General features: G+C 61.9%; 14 protein-coding genes. 8 read left to right on the top strand and 6 right to left on the bottom strand.

Features of this window, described 5'->3' with window-relative positions:
* Positions 1–172 precede the first annotated feature (172 nt).
* Positions 173–940, top strand: coding sequence for a GntR family transcriptional regulator (locus CAK95_RS06140; protein ID WP_086087127.1), 768 nt, complete (start codon positions 173–175; stop codon positions 938–940).
* 224 nt (positions 941–1164) lie between these two features.
* The gene (locus CAK95_RS06135) at positions 1165–2274 is read left to right on the top strand and encodes a cobalamin-independent methionine synthase II family protein (protein ID WP_086087126.1); all 1110 of its coding nucleotides are present in this window, start codon (positions 1165–1167) and stop codon (positions 2272–2274) included.
* An 81-nt stretch (positions 2275–2355) separates the two neighbouring features.
* Here the strand turns inward: CAK95_RS06135 and CAK95_RS06130 are convergent, their stop codons facing one another.
* Positions 2356–2898, bottom strand: a complete 543-nt coding sequence (locus CAK95_RS06130; protein WP_120265426.1) for an ureidoglycolate lyase — start codon at positions 2896–2898, stop codon at positions 2356–2358.
* 429 nt (positions 2899–3327) lie between these two features.
* Between CAK95_RS06130 and CAK95_RS06125 the strand changes: the two genes are divergently transcribed.
* From CAK95_RS06125 to CAK95_RS06110, 4 genes are all read left to right on the top strand, one after another.
* Complete coding sequence (locus tag CAK95_RS06125) at positions 3328–4599, top strand: amino acid ABC transporter substrate-binding protein (protein WP_086087125.1); 1272 nt, start codon at positions 3328–3330, stop codon at positions 4597–4599.
* A 65-nt stretch (positions 4600–4664) separates the two neighbouring features.
* A complete protein-coding gene (locus tag CAK95_RS06120) occupies positions 4665–5921 on the top strand; it encodes an amino acid ABC transporter substrate-binding protein (protein WP_086087124.1) in 1257 nt (418 codons plus the stop codon).
* Positions 5922–6029: 108 nt separating this feature from the next.
* Entirely contained in the window at positions 6030–7058 is a 1029-nt protein-coding gene (locus CAK95_RS06115) for a uroporphyrinogen decarboxylase family protein (RefSeq protein ID WP_086087123.1), read from the top strand.
* Between the two features lie 133 nt (positions 7059–7191).
* Positions 7192–8301 (top strand): 5-methyltetrahydropteroyltriglutamate--homocysteine S-methyltransferase, encoded by a 1110-nt coding sequence (locus CAK95_RS06110; protein ID WP_086087122.1) that lies wholly within the window; start codon positions 7192–7194, stop codon positions 8299–8301.
* A gap of 140 nt (positions 8302–8441) precedes the next feature.
* Here the strand turns inward: CAK95_RS06110 and hutU are convergent, their stop codons facing one another.
* The 3 genes from hutU to hutI are packed head-to-tail and all read right to left on the bottom strand — an operon-like array spanning position 8442 to position 12850.
* On the bottom strand, positions 8442–10106 hold the full coding sequence (gene hutU / locus CAK95_RS06105) for a urocanate hydratase (protein WP_086087121.1): 1665 nt from the start codon (positions 10104–10106) through the stop codon (positions 8442–8444).
* A gap of 9 nt (positions 10107–10115) precedes the next feature.
* Positions 10116–11654, bottom strand: coding sequence for a histidine ammonia-lyase (hutH, locus tag CAK95_RS06100; RefSeq protein ID WP_086087120.1), 1539 nt, complete (start codon positions 11652–11654; stop codon positions 10116–10118).
* Positions 11651–12850, bottom strand: a complete 1200-nt coding sequence (gene hutI, locus CAK95_RS06095; protein ID WP_086087119.1) for an imidazolonepropionase — start codon at positions 12848–12850, stop codon at positions 11651–11653. Before hutI ends, hutH begins: the two co-directional genes overlap by 4 nt.
* Before the next feature lie 93 nt (positions 12851–12943).
* Between hutI and CAK95_RS06090 the strand changes: the two genes are divergently transcribed.
* A complete protein-coding gene (locus CAK95_RS06090; RefSeq protein WP_086087118.1) occupies positions 12944–14314 on the top strand; it encodes a formimidoylglutamate deiminase in 1371 nt (456 codons plus the stop codon).
* Between the two features lie 3 nt (positions 14315–14317).
* On the opposite strand, the gene CAK95_RS06085 is transcribed toward CAK95_RS06090, so the two are convergent.
* Together CAK95_RS06085 and CAK95_RS06080 are read right to left on the bottom strand one after the other, a co-directional pair.
* A complete protein-coding gene (locus CAK95_RS06085; RefSeq protein WP_086087117.1) occupies positions 14318–14944 on the bottom strand; it encodes an alpha/beta hydrolase in 627 nt (208 codons plus the stop codon).
* Positions 14945–15009: 65 nt separating this feature from the next.
* Positions 15010–15954, bottom strand: a complete 945-nt coding sequence (locus CAK95_RS06080) for a ring-cleaving dioxygenase (RefSeq protein WP_086091222.1) — start codon at positions 15952–15954, stop codon at positions 15010–15012.
* 118 nt (positions 15955–16072) lie between these two features.
* On the opposite strand from CAK95_RS06080, the gene CAK95_RS06075 reads away from it, so the two are divergent.
* Positions 16073–17002, top strand: coding sequence for a LysR family transcriptional regulator (locus tag CAK95_RS06075; RefSeq protein WP_086087116.1), 930 nt, complete (start codon positions 16073–16075; stop codon positions 17000–17002).
* The last annotated feature ends 100 nt before the right edge of the window (positions 17003–17102 follow it).

The raw sequence follows: 17102 nt of genomic DNA, 5'->3' as shown, positions 1-17102 counted from the left end.
ACAGAGATGCGACGATCTCTATATGACTTTTGGCGGGTTCCGCTCTCCCTAGGTCGAATTAAGTCCGTTTCTTGACAAACCGGATGGACACACCGGCCGTCTTGTTTCTATTGTATACAGCATGAATTCCACGGGACCTCAAGGGGACCTGGCATGAAAAAGGAGGTCACCGGTGCCGGCTCCGGCGACAGAGAACGAGCGATCCTTTTCACAGACGGTCAAAGCGCAGCTCTCGCTGCGCGACCTGATCCTGTCCGGTGACTTGAAACCGGGCGACCGCATCTCAGAATTATCGATGGTCGAGCGGCTCGGCATTTCCCGCACGCCCATCCGCATGGCGCTGGTGCGTCTCGAAGAAGAAGGATTTCTCGAGGCGATTCCGTCCGGTGGCTTTGCGGTCAAGGCGTTCTCCGAGCGCGACATCCATGATGCGATTGAAATGCGCGGCACGCTGGAAGGTTTCGCGGCACGGCTTGCGGCCGAACGCGGCGTGCGCAATTCCGTGCTGATCGAGATGAAGCAACGGCTGGCCCAACTCGACGAATTGGTGGGCCAGCCCACTCTCACCGTCGACGACTTCTCCCAATATGTCGGATTGAATGGGCAGTTCCACGCGCTGCTGATCGATGCCGCCGACAGTGCGGTGCTTGCGCGACAGATCGATCGCGCGTTGAATCTTCCCTTCGCATCGCCGAGCGGGTTTGTCATGGTGCAGGCCATGCTGCCGGAGGCGAGACAGATTCTCACCATCGCGCAGGATCATCATCATTGTGTGGTGCGCGCGATCGAGGAGCGTGAAGGGGCAAGAGCTGAATCGTTGATGCGCGAACATGCACGGCTTGCGCATCGCAATCTGCAACTGGCATTCCGCAATCAGGGAACGCGTGATCTGGTTCCTGGTGCGGTGCTGATCCGCAAGCCGGTGCCGGCGCGGTATTAGGGAGGAGAGAAAGACGCTTGCGAAATTCTCTCCGGTCATTCCGGGGCGCGGGTGCAAACCCGCGAGCCCGGAATCCAGTGCTGTTTTTTGTAAGAACTGGATTCCGGGCCCGGCGCACGCAGCCAAGTTTACGCTGGCTGCGTAAACTTGCCAGCGATGCGCCGTCCCGGAATGACGGTGAGGTGATCTGAAAATCCAAACATAAAAACGGGAGTGAACGCACGATGCAACGAACCAAACCGCCTTTCCGCGCCGATCAGGTCGGAAGCTTTCTTCGCACCGAGCCGCTGAAAGAGGCCCGCGCGAAATTCGAGAAGGGCGATATCACCGCGGCACAATTGAAGGCGGTGGAAGACGAGGAAATCAAAAAACTCATCAAGAAGCAGGAAGACGCCGGCATGAAGCTCGCCACCGATGGCGAATTCCGGCGGTCATTCTGGCATTTCGACTTTCTCGCCGGTCTCACCGGCGTTGAACTGTTCGAGCATACCGAAGGCATCCAGTTTCACGGCAAGGCGACCAAGGCGAGGAATATCCGTACGGTCAGCAAGCTCGACTTCCCCGACGATCATCCGTTTCTGGAGCATTTCCGCTTCCTGAAGGCGAACACCAATGTCGTGCCGAAGATGACCATCCCGTCGCCGACAGTGCTGCATTTCCGCGGTGGCCGCCGCTGGGTGAGCAAGGATGTGTATCCCGATCTCGACCAGTTTTATCACGATGCCGCAAAAACCTATGCCAAGGCCGTTCAGTCTTTTTACGACGCCGGCTGCCGGTATCTGCAATTCGACGATACGGTCTGGGCTTATCTCTGTTCGCCGGCGGAGCTCGCACAATCGCGTGAGCGCGGCGACGAGCCGGAAGGGCTGCAGCAGAAATATCGCGACATGATTAATCTCGCGCTCAAGGACAAGCCGGCCGACATGGTGGTGACCATGCATGCCTGCCGCGGCAATTTCCGCTCCACCTTCATCTCGTCGGGTGGCTACGAGCCGGTGGCGGAGGTGCTGCTGGGCCAGGTCAATTTCGACGGCTATTTCCTCGAATACGACACCGACCGCGCCGGCGGCTTCGAGCCGCTGCGTTTCCTGCCGAAGGGCGACAAGCAGGTGGTGCTCGGCCTCATCACCTCCAAGAGCGGTACGCTGGAGAAAAAGGACGATGTGAAACGGCGGATCGATGAGGCGACGAAATTCGCTCCGCTCGAGCAATTCTGCCTGTCGCCGCAATGCGGCTTCGCCTCGACCGAGGAGGGCAACATCCTCACCGAGGACCAGCAATGGGCCAAGATGCGGGAGATTGTCGAACTGTCGGAAGAGGTGTGGGGGAAGTAGCGCGCTCGCGTCATTCCTGGTCGGCACGCAAGCCCGCTGGCGGACTTGCGTGCACGGCTTCGCGGATACGAGCTTGACGTCTTATGCCGTCGCCGCCGGCTGGAATTCGAATTCCACACCAAAAGTTTCGGCAAGGTCGCATGTCTGGTGATCGGTCACGTTCGTGTCGGACAGCTCCAGATTATAGAAAAGAGCCGAATCCGCGGCGAAGTACGGGCCCGCATGCCACGTGCCCCGATCGAGCTTGATGAAGCGGTCGCCAGGGACCAGGAACGTGGCGATCGTTTCCAGCCTGGGCGTGTCGCTATGATCGTCGGCCTCCGCAACGCCGATCTTCCACGTTGTGCCGAGCATCGACCCCAGGCATTGCGTAACCTGGCGATGCCGCGTGATGTGACGAAAGACGGTTCCGCGGTTGAACAATTGCATCGAATAAAATCGTGGCGTTCCTCTTGAAAGGTCAAGTTGAGCGTCATCGGGACCAAAGGGAAGCCCGTCTTCCATTGGCATGACCACTTGGCCGTAGCGGGAAAATGTTTGTGGCGTCGCCTCGACCAAAGGCGGTCGCCTTCTCTCAACACCGGCGGTCAGGCGACCGGTTGGTGTCAAGCCTGAACCGTTCATGCTGCGCCCTCCAACTGGGTCGCCGCCCCTCCGGACTTGCGGCAAGACGTTCGATGATCTCCAACGTTCGTATCACCAGAGAATGTGCAGCCACAGCGGTCTTTTCATCTCGTCGAATTCATGAATCATTATGGCATGCCTTTTTCAGGTTCATCGGCCGGGTCGCCTCGCCTGCCGAAAGCTGAGACCTCTTGCAGTCGTGCGGTATCGTTAATGTGAATCGTTAATGCGGATCGTTGCCTTCTGTCCGGAACTGTTCCGGCAAGAGGCCCGTGGGCCGATGGGCGCTCGCCCAGATTGTGCAGCCGCCCCGCCGCAGGGCCGGTCCGGTATGACGGCCGGTCGTCGACTTTTTAAGACTTGAAGCCGGGGGAGGGATCGGGAAGTATCCCTCCACAAACGAATAAAGAGCGTTTTTTGGAGGAAAGCATGTTTGGTTTTGTTACACGGCGGAGCTTTGTCGGCGCCGCCGCAGCCGTCGCATTTTCACTGACGGCATTTGCTGCTTCTGCACAGACTCCCACGGGCGAGCCGATCAGGATCGGCTTCGGAATGTCGCTGACCGGCCCGCTGGCAGCGAACGGCAAGTCGGCGTTGCTGGCGATGAAAATCTGGGAAGAGGACACCAATGCGAAGGGCGGTCTGCTCGGCCGTCCGGTCAAGCTCGTCTATTATGACGATCAGACCAATCCATCCACCGTGCCGGGCCTCTACACCAAGCTGATCGATGTCGACAAAGTCGATCTCGTGATCGGCGGCTATGCGACCAATATGCTCGCGCCGGCGATGCCGCTGATGATGCAGAAGAAGATGACCTTCATCGGTCTCTACGGTCTCGGCGTGAATTCCGAATTCAACTATGACCGCTTCTTTGTGATGATGCCGACGGGTCAGGATCCGAAGAAGGCATTGTCGCGCGGTTTCTTCGATCTGGCGATGAAGCAAGACCCGAAACCGAAGACGGTGGCGATCGTTGCCGCCGACGCGGAATTCTCGAAAAACGCCGCTGATGGTGCGCGCGACAATGCCAAGGCTGCCGGCTTGAAGATCGTCTACGACCGCTCCTATCCGCCGTCGACGACCGACTATGCGCCGATCGTCCGTGCCATCCAGGCGGCCAATGCCGATATCGTGTTCGTCGGCTCCTACCCGCTCGATTCGGTCGGTCTGATCCGGGCTGCCAATGAAATCGGCCTGAAGCCGAAACTGTTCGGCGGCAGCATGGTCGGCCTGCAGGCGACCACATTCAAGACCCAGCTTGGTCCGCTGCTGAATGGCGTCGTCATGTATGACTTCTGGCAGCCGACGGCGCAGCTTTCGACGCCGGCCGCACTCGAAATGTTGAAGAAGTATCAGGCGCGCGCCGGTGCCGAGGGCGTCGATCCGCTCGGCTATTACATGGCGCCCTACGGCTATGCCTATATCGAGCTGCTCGGCAAGGCCGTGGAAGGCACCAAGAGTCTGGATCAGGGCAAGATCGCCGATTACATCCGCAACAACACCCACAAGCTCATCGTCGGTGACGTGAAGTTCGGCAAGGCCGGTGAATGGGCCGACGAACGCGTCGTGCACGTGCAGTTCCAGAACATCAAGGGCAACGGCCTTGACCAGTTCCGTGACGTGTCGACTCAGGTCGTTGTCGCGCCGCCGGCTTTTGAATCCGGCAAGCTGATCTATCCATACGAGAAGGCGAAGAACTAAAAATCGCCCGAAAAAAACAACGGCCGATACGAAGATGTGTCGGCCGTTCAATCTGGGAGGATGACATGGCTCTCATTCGGAAAGTGTGTGGAATGGCCGCCGCGATTGTCGCGACGGCCGCTTTTGCGTTGGGGTCGCCGGCGCAGGCTCAGTCTGGCGAACCGATCAAAATCGGGTTTGGTATGGCGTTGACCGGCCCGCTCGCCGCCAACGGCAAGCAGGCGCTGCTCGGCATGCAGATCTGGGAAGACCAGATCAACAAGAAGGGCGGGCTGCTCGGCCGCCCGGTGAAGCTCGTCTATTACGACGATCAGACCAATCCTTCGACGGTGCCCGGCCTCTATACGAAGCTGCTCGACGTCGACAAGGTCGATCTTGTGGTGGGCCCGTATGCGACCAACATGATCGCGCCGTCGATGCCGGTGATCATGCAGAAGGGCAAGGTGTATATCTCGCTGTTCGGCCTCGCGGTGAACAGCGAGTTCAATTACCCGAAATACTTCTCGATGATCCCGACGGGTCAGAACACCAAGCCGTCCTTCACCGAAGGCTTCTTCGACGTCGCGGCGAAGAACAAGCTCGGCACAGTGGCGCTGGTCGCAGCGGATGCGGAATTCTCCCGCAATGCCTGCGAGGGCGCGCGCGAGAATGCCAAGAAGTTCAATATGAAGATCGTCTACGACCGGACCTATCCGCCAGCGACGACGGACTTCACGCCGATCGTGCGCGCGATCCAGGCGGCCAATCCGGACGCCGTGGTGGTGTGCTCCTATCCGCTTGACTCGGTCGGCATGGTGCGCGCCGTCAACGAAATCGGCTTCAAACCGAAGATGATCGGCGGCGCGATGGTCGGGCTGCAGGCAACGGTGTTCAAGACGCAGCTTGGTCCATTGCTGAACGGCATCATCAATTACGAGACTTGGGTGCCCTCCAAGCACTTCCTCAATCCCGAAGTCGAGGCGTTTCTGAAGGAATATCAGTCTCGCGCCAAGGCCGCGGGCGTCGATCCGCTCGGCTATTATCTCGGCACCTGGGGTTATGCCTATGTCGAACTGCTCGGCAAGGCGGTGGAGGGCGCCAAGTCCCTCAACGACGACAAGATCGCCAAGTATCTTCGGACCCATACGATCCCGACCATCATGGGTCCGATCAAGTTCGGCAAAAACGGCGAATGGGCCGAGTCCGGCATGATGCAGGTCCAGTACAAGGGCATCAAAGGCAACGATATCGATCAGTTCCGCGGAATGGATGTGCAGACGGTGGTGGCGCCTGCCAAGCTCGCGACCGGCGAAGCGGTCGTGCCGTTCGAAAAACTGCGGTAGCCGATTGCTGACAAGACGCAGCGCCGCGCAAGACCTGCGCGGCGCTGTTTGCATGAAGAGGCCGAGTGGGCGCAAATGTGGGCCTAAACATCCTTGGAGTTTCATCGCATGTTGCTTCCCACCAGTTTAGTCGGCTCCTACCCACAACCCGAATGGCTGATCGACCGCCAGCGGCTGTCCAAGCAAGTGCCGCGCGTGCGCATGCACGATCTGTGGCTCGTCGCGCCGGAGCATCTCGAGGCCGCGCAGGACGACGCGACGCTGTTGGCGATCCGCGATCAGGAACGGGCCGGTCTCGATATCATCTGTGACGGCGAGCAGCGCCGCGAAAGCTATTCCAACCGCTTCGCCACGGCGCTGGAGGGCATCGATCTCGACCAGCCGGGCACGACCATCAACCGGTCCGGCAAGCCGATCCCGGTGCCGCGCGTCGCCGGCAAGATCCGCCGCATGCATCCGGTGGAGGTGCGCGACGTAAAGCTCCTGCGTGCCAATACCGACCGCACCGTCAAGGCGACCGTGCCCGGTCCCTTCACGATGGGCAAACAGGCGCAGGACGATTTCTACAAGGACGAGGAAGGCGTCGCGATGGACTACGCCGCCGCGGTGAACGAGGAGATCAAGGATCTGTTCGCCGCCGGCGCCGATATCGTGCAGATCGATGAGCCGTGGATGCAGCAGCATCCGGAAAAGGCGCGGCAATACGGCCTCAAGACACTGGCGCGCGCGCTCGACGGCGTCAGCGGCACCATCGCCATCCATCTGTGCTTCGGCTATGCCGCCGTGGTGCATGAGAAGCCGACCGGCTATTCGTTCCTGTCCGAACTGGAGAATAGCGGCGTGCAGCAGGTGTCGATCGAAGCGGCGCAGCCGAAACTCGATCTCGATGTGCTGAAGGCCTTGCCGTCGAAGACGATCATTCTTGGCGTCATCGATCTCGCCGACCTGACGGTGGAGCATCCCGAGACCGTCGCTGATCGCATTCGTGCGGCGCTGAAGGTCGTGCCGGCGGAACGCCTCGTCATCGCGCCCGATTGCGGCATGAAATATCTGCCGCGCGAGGTGGCCTTCGCCAAGATGAAGGCGATGGTCGATGGCACGAAGATCGTGCGTGGTGAATTGACGGGATCGCGTTGACGCGATCCCTCATCCGTTCGTCCCCGCGCAAGCGGGAACCCAGAGCCACACATTCTGGATTCCCGCTTGCGCGGGAATGAACGGAGAATGGAGCCAGACTTCAAGAAGACTGAAAGAGAATGGGAGTGATTGCATGACCACCCGAAAAGGCCCGTTCCGTGCTGATCACGTCGGCAGCCTGTTGCGGCCGCAGGCCATTCATGACGCGCGCGCAAAGAAGGCCAAGGGCGAGATCACGGCCGAGCAATTGAAAGAGGTCGAGGATCGCGAGATCGAGCGCCTGATCAAGAAGCAGGAAGAGGTCGGGCTGCAATCGATTACCGATGGTGAATTCCGCAGGTCCTGGTGGCATCTCGATTTTCTCTGGGGCCTGGACGGCGCTGAAAAGCACGTCATGGAGTCCGGCATCAAGTTCGCCGCAGTGAATACGCGCAACGACGGCGTCGCGGTGACCGGCAAGCTCGGCATGGCCGGGCCGCACCCGATGGTCGAGCATTTCAAGTTTCTGGCCGCGCATACGACACGCACGCCGAAGATCACGATCCCGGCGCCGTCCGCGATCTATGGTCGGCCGATCCCGACGCCAATCGACAAGAACGCCTATCCGGCGATGGAGGCCTTCTGGGACGATCTCGGCAATGCCTACAAAAAGGCAGTGCGCAGCTTCGCCGATGCCGGCTGCCGCTATCTCCAGCTTGATGAAGTCTTCATCGCCATGCTGTGCGATCCGAAATATCGCGACCAGATGGTCAAGCGCGGCGACGATCCGGAGAAGCTCGGTCCGCTCTATGGCGATCTGATCAACGCGGCGATGTCGGACATTCCGTCCGACATGACCATCACCATGCATCTGTGCCGCGGCAACTACAAATCGACCTTCATGGGCGCGGGCGGTTACGATGCCGAAGCCGAAGTATTGTTCGACCGCATCAAGGTGCACGGCTATTTCATGGAATACGACACCGAGCGCGCCGGCGGCTTCGAGCCGCTGCGGCTGGTGCCGAAGGATCGCAAGGTCGTGCTCGGCCTTGTCACCACCAAGACCGGCGAGCTCGAGAGCAAGGATCTCATCAAGCGCCGCATCGACGAGGCGACGAAATATATCGACCTCGATCAGCTCTGCCTGTCGCCGCAATGCGGCTTCGCCTCGACTGAGGAAGGCAACGCGCTGACTGAAGAGCAGCAATGGGCCAAGCTGCGGATGATCGTCGAGGTCGCGGACGAGGTGTGGGGGAAGAATTAAGCGACAACGCCGCTACAAGCGAACGGTCGTCCCCGCGCAGGCGGGGACCCATACGCCGTGGCTTTCAATGAACGCCGGCCTTGCGCCGCATCATGTTGACCGGTGGTTATGGGTCCCCGCCTGCGCGGGGACGACCATCTTTAAAGACTCGGCAAATTCAGGCCCTGCTGCTTCGCCCAGTCGATCGCCTCATCGTAACCGGCATCGGCATGGCGCATGACGCCGGTTGCCGGGTCGTTCCAGAGCACGCGTTCGACGCGCTTGGCCGCTTCCGGCGTGCCGTCGCAAACGATCACCATGCCGGCATGCTGCGAGTAGCCGATGCCGACGCCGCCGCCGTGATGGATCGACACCCAGGTGGCGCCGCTGGCGCAATTCAAAAGCGCGTTGAGGAGCGGCCAGTCCGACACCGCGTCCGAGCCATCCTTCATCGCTTCGGTTTCGCGATTGGGCGAGGCGACCGAACCGGAATCGAGATGATCGCGGCCGATCACCACCGGCGCTTTCAGTTCGCCCTTCGCCACCATTTCGTTGAAGGCAAGGCCAATGCGATGGCGGTCGCCGAGCCCGACCCAGCAGATGCGCGCCGGCAGCCCTTGAAAGTGAATGCGTTGCCGCGCCATGTCGAGCCAGTGATGCAGATGCTTGTCGTGCGGCATCAGCTCCTTCACCTTGGCGTCGGTCTTGTAGATATCTTCGGGATCGCCCGAGAGTGCGGCCCAGCGGAACGGTCCGACGCCGCGGCAGAATAGCGGACGAATGTAAGCGGGCACGAAGCCCGGAAAATCGAACGCATCCTTCACGCCCATGTCGAAAGCGCGCTGGCGGATGTTGTTGCCGTAGTCGAGCGTCGGGATGCCCTGCTTCCAGAAGTCCAGCATCGCGCGAACATGCACGGCCATGGATTCCTTCGCCGCCTGCTCGACGGCTTTCGGATCGCGTTCGCGCTTCTCCTGCCACTCCGCCAATGTCCATCCGGCCGGGAGATAGCCGTTGATCGGATCATGCGCCGAGGTCTGGTCGGTGACGGCGTCGGGCTTCACGCCGCGCCGCACGAGTTCAGGATACATCTCGGCTGCGTTGCCGAGCACGGCCACCGAAACCGCTTTCTTCTCCTTGCCGGCACGCTCGATGATGGTCAGCGCCTCATCGAGATCCTTCGCCTGCATGTCGACATAGCCGGTGCGCAGCCGCATCTCGATGCGCGAGGGCTGGCATTCGATCGCCAGCATCGATGCGCCGGCCATGGTCGCGGCCAGCGGCTGCGCGCCGCCCATGCCGCCGAGACCAGCGGTGAGAATCCAGCGGCCCGACAGATCGCCGTTGTAATGGCGCCGGCCAATTTCGACGAAAGTCTCGTAGGTGCCCTGAACGATGCCCTGCGAGCCGATATAGATCCACGAGCCCGCGGTCATCTGACCGTACATCATCAGGCCCTTGCGATCGAGCTCGTTGAAGTAATCGAGCGTCGCCCAATGCGGCACGATGTTGGAATTGGCGATCAGCACGCGCGGCGCATCGGCATGGGTCTTGAAAATGCCGACAGGCTTGCCCGATTGCACACACAAGGTTTCGTCGCCCTCCAGCGCCTTCAGCGAGGAGACGATGCGGTCATAGCTTTCCCAGTCGCGTGCCGCCCTGCCAATGCCGCCATAGACCACCAGCTCATGCGGCTTCTCGGCGACATCGGGATCGAGGTTGTTCATCAGCATGCGCATGGGCGCTTCGGTTTGCCAGCTCTTGGCGCTGAGAACGGGGCCGCGTGGCGCGCGGATGATGCGATCATTGTCGAGACGCTTGAGCATGCGGAAACCTCAATTATCGAGCGCAGGCAGTGTGACCGCACCGGCCGCCTCGATCAATGCGCCGGATGTCACCATTTCGGTCGCGGCTTCGAGATCCGGCGCCATTTTCCGGTCATTCTCGAGTTTCGGCACATGCCGACGCAAGAACTGCCGCACTTTTTCCAGCACGGGGCTCGATACCAAAGGCGCATGGAAGTCGCAGCCCTGCGCCGCCGCCAGTAATTCAATGCCGACGATGCCGGCGGCATTCTGCGCCATCTGCGTCAGCCGGCGCGCGCCATGCGCGGCCATCGACACATGATCTTCCTGGTTGGCGGAGGTGGGGATCGAATCGACGCTCGCGGGATAGGCCATCTGCTTGTTCTCGGAGACAAGTGCCGCGGCGGTCACCTGCGCGATCATGAACCCGGAATTCAGTCCCGGCTGCGGCGTGAGGAATGCCGGCAGGCCCGACAAAGCCGGATCGGTCAACATGGCAATGCGCCGCTCGGCAATCGAGCCGACCTCGCAGATCGCCATCGCCAGCATGTCGGCGGCGAAGGCGACAGGCTCGGCGTGGAAATTGCCGCCGGAAATGACGTCGCCGGTATCGGTCATCACCAGCGGATTGTCGGACACGCCATCGGCTTCGATGGTCAATGTCGTCGCCGCCTGCCGCATCACATCGAGCGCGGCGCCCATCACCTGCGGCTGGCAGCGCAGGCAATAGGGATCCTGAATGCGATCGTCGAGCGTGCGATGCGAGGCGCGGATCTTGCTGTTCTCCATCAAAGCGCGCAACGCTGCCGCGACATCGATCTGTCCCCGATGGCCGCGCAAGGCTTGGATCCGCGCGTCGAATGGCGTGTCGGAGCCGCGGGCCGCATCGGTGGACAGCGCGCCGGTAATCAGCGCCGATTGGAACACACGCTCGATCGCGAACAGGGCCTGCAGCGCATGCGCGGTGGAGAATTGCGTGCCGTTGAGGAGCGCCAGGCCTTCCTTCGGGCCGAGCACGACCGGCTCAAGCCCGGCGCGGCCGAGTGCGTACACCGCCGGCATACGCTCGCCGCCATAGAAGGCATCGCCTTCGCCGATCATGGTCGCGGCCATGTGGGCAAGCGGCGCGAGATCGCCAGACGCGCCGACCGACCCGCGCGCCGGCACGACGGGAATGACATGGCCCGTCAGCATGCCATGCAGAAGCTGCAACGTCTCGCGCCGCACACCCGATGCGCCGCGGCCAAGGCTGACCAGTTTCAGCGCCATCATCAATCGCACGATGGCGGCGGGGACGGGATCGCCGACGCCCGCCGCATGCGACAACACGAGATTGCGCTGTAATGTTGCGAGGTCACGGTCGGCGATCCGCACATTGGCGAGCTTGCCGAAGCCGGTATTGATGCCGTAGACGGCTTCGCCGCGTGCGACGATGGAGGCGACAACGGCCGCGCCGATATCGACTTGCGCAAGCACCGCTGGCGCCAAGGCGAAGCCCGCGCCACGCGCAAGCTTGCGCCAGTCCGCAAGCGAAAGCGCCGCGCCGCTGAACGTGATCGTCTCCGTCATCGGCCCTGCCAGACGCGCTTGTGCAGCGGATTGAAGCCGAGCCGGTAGACAAGCTCTGCCGGACGTTCGATATCCCAGATCGCGAGGTCGCAGGATTTTCCGGTTTCGATGGTACCGATATCCGACAATTTGCCGAGCGCACGTGCCGCTTCGCGTGTCACGCCGGCGATGCATTCATCCACGGTCAGGCGGAATAGCGTTGCCGCCATGTTCATGGTCAGCAACAGCGATGTCATCGGCGACGTGCCGGGATTGCAGTCGGTCGCAATCGCGATCGGCACGCGATGACGACGGATCACATCGACCGGCGGCAGCTGCTTCTCGCGCAGCATGTAGAAGGCGCCGGGCAGCAGAACTGCGACGGTGCCGGCTTGCGCCATCGCGGCGACGCCGGTCTCATCGGTATATTCGAGGTGATCGGCGGACAAGGCATCGTATCGCGCCGCCAGCGCTGCGCCATGCAGGTTGGACAACTGGTCGGCATGCAGCTTGACCGGAAGCCCGCTCGCCTTGGCCGCATCGAAGACGAGCGCGATCTGTTCCGGCGAAAAGGCGATGCCTTCGCAGAATCCATCGACAGCATCGACAAGGCCGGCCTGTTTCAATTGCGGGATCATGGCGCAGACCTTGGCGATAAAGGAGTCCTTGTCGTGGGCTTCCGGCGGCAGCGCATGCGCGCCGAGAAAGCTCGTCACGACCGACACTTTGCGCTCGCGTCCGAGATGCCGTGCCGTCCGCAGCATTTTCGTTTCGCTGACAAGGTCGAGCCCATAGCCCGACTTGATCTCGATCGTGGTCACGCCTTCGCGGAGCAGCGCGTCCAGCCGCGGCAAAGCCTGCGCGACAAGCTCGGTCTCACTCGCGGCGCGCGTCGCTTTCACCGTCGAAACAATACCGCCGCCGGCGCGCGCAATCTCCTCGTAGCTCGCGCCCTTCAGGCGGAGTCCGAATTCATGGGCGCGATCGCCGCCATAGACGATGTGGGTATGGCAGTCGATCAGCCCCGGCGTGATCCAGCGGCCGTCGAGCTTGATGGTGTCCGCGGCCTCCCAGCCGACGGGCAGTTCCGCTTCCGCGCCGACGAAAGCGATCCGTCCGTCCTTTTCGGCCACCGCGCCGGTTATTTCACCCAGGCCCTGCCGATGCGGGGACAAGGTGGCAATGCGGGCATCGCGCCAGATTGTGTCAAAACGCATGGATTATCGCCCGGTTCTAACGAGGCTGATGTACATCTATATCGGCGGCAAATGCCGGATGTCGAGCGAGGCGAAAGGATGCAAGGCGGAAGAATGACTGTGCGGTCCTGTATTCTAGACAAAGCCTTGCTGCCGGATGGCTGGGCGGACAATGTCCGCATCGACATCGCCGCAGACGGCACGATCGCGCGCGTCCAGCCGGGTGCCGCACCGGACGGCGCCGAGCGCATCAAGGGCGTCGCCTTGCCGGGGCTGCCGAACCTGCATTGCCACGCCTTCCAGAAAGGCATGGCCGGCCTCGCCGAGCGGCGCGGTCCGGCCCATGACAGTTTCTGGACCTGGCGCGAGGTGATGTACCGGTTCCTCGGCGCACTGACGCCGGACGACGTCGAAGCCATCGCCGCTTACGCCTACATGGACATGCTGGAGGCCGGGTTCACCTCGGTCGGCGAATTCCATTATCTGCACCACGACATCGGCGGACAGCCTTATGCCGATCTCGGCGAGATGGCCGCGCGCATTGCGGCCGCCAGCAGTGAAACCGGCATCGGTCTGACGCTGCTGTCGTCTCTTTATACATATGGCGGCTTCGGCGACGCTGCACCCAACCCGGGGCAGGCGCGCTTCATCAACCCGACCGACCGCTTCCTGAAGCTGCTCGCGCGTTCGCGTGAGATCGTCGCGGTGGTTCCTCATGCGGCGGTCGGTATCGCGCCGCATTCGTTGCGCGCGGTGTCGCCGCAGCAACTCAAGGATATGATGCAGGCCGTCACGGACGGACCGATCCACATCCACGCAGCGGAGCAGACGCGCGAGGTCGATGACTGTGTTGCGGCCCTTGGCGCGCGTCCGGTGGAATGGCTGCTCGACAACGCAAACGTCGATCAACGCTGGTGCCTGATCCATGCAACGCACATGACCGACGATGAAACGCGGCGTCTTGCGCATTCGGGCGCAGTGGCCGGCCTGTGTCCGCTGACTGAGGGCAGCCTGGGCGACGGCATCTTTAACGGCGAGATGTTCCTGCATGCACAGGGGCGCTTTGGTGTCGGCACCGATTCCAATATCCAGATCGATGCACCGGCGGAGTTGCGCCAGCTCGAATATTCGCAGCGCTTGAAACATCGCGGCCGCAACATCATGACACAGCTCGAAGGCCAGTCGACCGGGCGGTGCCTTTATACGACGGCATTGGCCGGCGGTGCGCAGGCGCTTGGCCGCAAGATCGGTGCATTGGCGCCAGGCCGTCGCGCGGACATTGTGATCCTGAATGCGGATCATCCCGATCTGGCTGGAGCGCGCGACGATATGGTGCTGGATGTCTATGTGTTTTCAGCCGGGCGTTCTCTGGTCAACAAGGTCATGGCCGGCGGTGTCGATGTCGTGAGTGATGGACGGCACCGGGCGCGCGAGGCCATCGCGCGCCGCTACCGCCAGGTCGTGTCGCGTCTGTCGAACGCCTGACGATCACGCCGCCAGCCTGGCGAGAAAGTCGCGCGTCAACGTCACATCGGCTTGCGACAGGCCGTGGCTTGCCGGCAGCGTTCGGTGATCGACATTGGCGCCTGCGTGCTGCAACTGCCGCGCCAGATGCGCGGCATTGGCCGTCGGTACGATGGGGTCCATTGCACCGGACAGGATGAGCACCGGCTTGCCGCTCAGGTCCGTCGCGGGCGGTTGCGATAGCGGCACCATGGCGCGCAGCAATGCGGCGCCCGCAAGCGCCTCCGGCCGCAGCAGCAAAGTCGCCGCCGCAATGTTGGCACCGTTCGAGAAACCGAGCGCGATCGGCGCCGGCAGGCCGTATTCCTCGCGGGCTTCGCTGACGAAATCCGCAAGCTCGTTCGCGCGGCGCTTCACATCGGCCTCGTCGAACACGCCTTCGGCCAATCGCTTGAAGAAGCGCGGCATGCCGCCTTCCAGCACTTTTCCGCGCGGCGACAGCAATGCCGCGCCCGGTGCGACGATGCGGCCGAGATCGATCAGATCATTCTCGTCGCCACCGGTGCCATGCAGCAGCAAAAGCGGCGGCCGGTCTTTGTCGGTCGCTGGTTCGAAACGATGGATGAAAGACAGTTTGGTCGCGGTGGTCATGGCAGACCTCATTATTTCGAAAGAGATCTCCTCCCGCGATAATGCGGGAGGAGAAACGATCAGAGTCAGGCAACCTCGGGCAGCACCTTTTCGATGTCGCTGCGGCGGCTTTCGTAAACCGGCGGGAGCTTCAGCGATTGCCCGAGCGAAGCGAGGGGCTCGTCGATGGCAAAGCCCGGCACGTCAGTTGCGATCTCGAACAGCACATGTCCGGGCTCGCGGAAATAGACCGAGCGGAAGTAGTTGCGGTCCTTCTGCTCCGTGGTGTGCAGGCCGTGGTTTTCTGCAAGCTTCTTCACCATCGCCAGTTCTTCGGCATCGTCTGCCGCACGGAAGGCGATGTGATGCACCGATCCGCCGCCCATGCGTCCCGGCAGGAACGAGCCGGCCACATGGATATCGACAATGCCGCCGATCGCGGTATCGCCGGCCTTGAAGCGCACGAGGCTTTCCTCCCGTCCGATCTCGGTGAAGCCGAGCACGTCGGTCAGGATCGCACCCGTCGGTGCCGCATCCTTCAGCAGCAGATTGACGCTGTGGAAGCCGCGGATGGCGAATTCCGCAGGAACGTCGCCGCCTGTCCAGGCAGGTTCATTCTCGATGCCGGGAACGCCGACGATCGCCAGCCGCATGCCGTCCGGATCGCGGAAGGACACGATGCTCTCACCAAAGCGCCGGGCCGGCGCGTCATGCGCCACACCCTTCTCGACGAAGCGATGGGTCCAGTAGCCGACTGCGCCTTCCGGCACGCGAAAAACCGTCTCCTGCGTCTCGCCGACGCCGAGCCGGCCGGGCGCAACATGCTCCCATGGGAAGAATGTGAGGATGGTGCCGGGCGAACCGGCTTCGTCACCGAAATAGAAGTGATAGGTGCCGGGATCGTCGAAATTCACCGTCTTCTTCACCAGCCGCAGGCCGAGAACGCGCGTGTAGAAATCGAGATTGCGCTGAGCCGGGCCGGCAATGGCGGTGACGTGGTGGATGCCGTGGGTGTTGGTCTTGGTGGTCATGATATCCCTCCAGTGCGAGGCGCCGTTCCGGGCGTCGAATTTCATGACCAAAAGCTATTGACCTCCATTGAATAATAAATAGAAACTATGGAAACTCATAGTTTCCAAAATTTAAGCCATGCTGCCGGACCTCGAAGGGCTCGCGATCTTCGCCAAAGTGGCTGAACTGCGCTCGTTCGCGGGCGCAGCCGACGAACTTGGTCTGTCCAAACCCACGGTCTCGAAGGCCATCAGCCGGCTGGAAGCCCGGCTCGGCACCCGGCTGTTCAACCGCACCTCGCGCCGTCTCGCATTGACCGATGCCGGCCGCAGCCTGCTGGAGCGCGCCACGCGGATGGTGGCCGAAGCCGAAGCAGCGGAAAGCGAAGCGCGGGCGCAATCCGCCGTGCCGCGCGGCCTCGTGCGGCTTGCGGTGCCAATGTCCTTCGGCCTTCGCGAAGTGGCGACCGCGCTGCCGGACTTCCTTGCGCAATATCCCGACGTCTCGATCGATCTGCATCTCAGCGACGATGTTGTCGATCTGATCGGCGAGGGCTTTGACGCTGCGCTCCGTATTGCGGCGCTGCCCGATTCGTCACTGCTGGCGCGCCGTCTCTGCGCCGTGCCGCGTGTGCTTGTTGCCGCGCCGTCCTATCTGAAATCGCACGGCACACCGAAACATCCGCGCGAGCTGCAGACTCACGTGTGTCTTGGCTATGCGTATCTGCCGGTGCCGGATATCTGGCGCTTTCGAAACAGGAAGGGCGAAGAGGTCGCGGTGCGTCCATCGGGACCGCTGCGCGCCAATAATGCAGACGCATTGATGCCGGCATTAGTCGCGGGTCATGGCCTCGCCGTGCAGCCGGAATTTCTGGTGCGCGATGAACTTGCCAACAAGACGCTGGTCGTCGTGATGGCCGACTGGTCGCTGCCCGAAATTGCGCTGCATCTTGTTTTGCCGCCCGGCGGCCCGCGGCCGGCGCGGGTCGAAGCCTTGACCGAATTCTTGCGGCTCCGGTTTACCCGGCGGGATGAAACAGGCCAAAGCGGGGGCCCAGTTCAAAAATAAACCACCAGCGTTAACGGCGGACAGTCGTAGTTAACCCAATACTAATGGTTTTGACCGAATTTCCTTAATCGGAATCGGTACCTGAGTCTGGTTCGCAGCG

Origin of the sequence: Pseudorhodoplanes sinuspersici, assembly GCF_002119765.1 — a bacterium.
GTDB lineage: Bacteria > Pseudomonadota > Alphaproteobacteria > Rhizobiales > Xanthobacteraceae > Pseudorhodoplanes > Pseudorhodoplanes sinuspersici.
This window is presented reverse-complemented; position numbering and strand designations above follow the sequence as displayed.

Coding starts and splice junctions, on each gene's coding strand:
- CAK95_RS06135 (WP_086087126.1), top strand. CDS start 1,165: ATGCAACGAACCAAACCGCCTTTCCGCGCCGATCAGGTCGGAAGCTTT.
- CAK95_RS06130 (WP_120265426.1), bottom strand. CDS start 2,898: ATGAACGGTTCAGGCTTGACACCAACCGGTCGCCTGACCGCCGGTGTT.
- CAK95_RS06125 (WP_086087125.1), top strand. CDS start 3,328: ATGTTTGGTTTTGTTACACGGCGGAGCTTTGTCGGCGCCGCCGCAGCC.
- CAK95_RS06120 (WP_086087124.1), top strand. CDS start 4,665: ATGGCTCTCATTCGGAAAGTGTGTGGAATGGCCGCCGCGATTGTCGCG.
- CAK95_RS06115 (WP_086087123.1), top strand. CDS start 6,030: ATGTTGCTTCCCACCAGTTTAGTCGGCTCCTACCCACAACCCGAATGG.
- CAK95_RS06110 (WP_086087122.1), top strand. CDS start 7,192: ATGACCACCCGAAAAGGCCCGTTCCGTGCTGATCACGTCGGCAGCCTG.
- hutU (WP_086087121.1), bottom strand. CDS start 10,106: ATGCTCAAGCGTCTCGACAATGATCGCATCATCCGCGCGCCACGCGGC.
- hutH (WP_086087120.1), bottom strand. CDS start 11,654: ATGACGGAGACGATCACGTTCAGCGGCGCGGCGCTTTCGCTTGCGGAC.
- hutI (WP_086087119.1), bottom strand. CDS start 12,850: ATGCGTTTTGACACAATCTGGCGCGATGCCCGCATTGCCACCTTGTCC.
- CAK95_RS06090 (WP_086087118.1), top strand. CDS start 12,944: ATGACTGTGCGGTCCTGTATTCTAGACAAAGCCTTGCTGCCGGATGGC.
- CAK95_RS06085 (WP_086087117.1), bottom strand. CDS start 14,944: ATGACCACCGCGACCAAACTGTCTTTCATCCATCGTTTCGAACCAGCG.
- CAK95_RS06080 (WP_086091222.1), bottom strand. CDS start 15,954: ATGACCACCAAGACCAACACCCACGGCATCCACCACGTCACCGCCATT.
- CAK95_RS06075 (WP_086087116.1), top strand. CDS start 16,073: ATGCTGCCGGACCTCGAAGGGCTCGCGATCTTCGCCAAAGTGGCTGAA.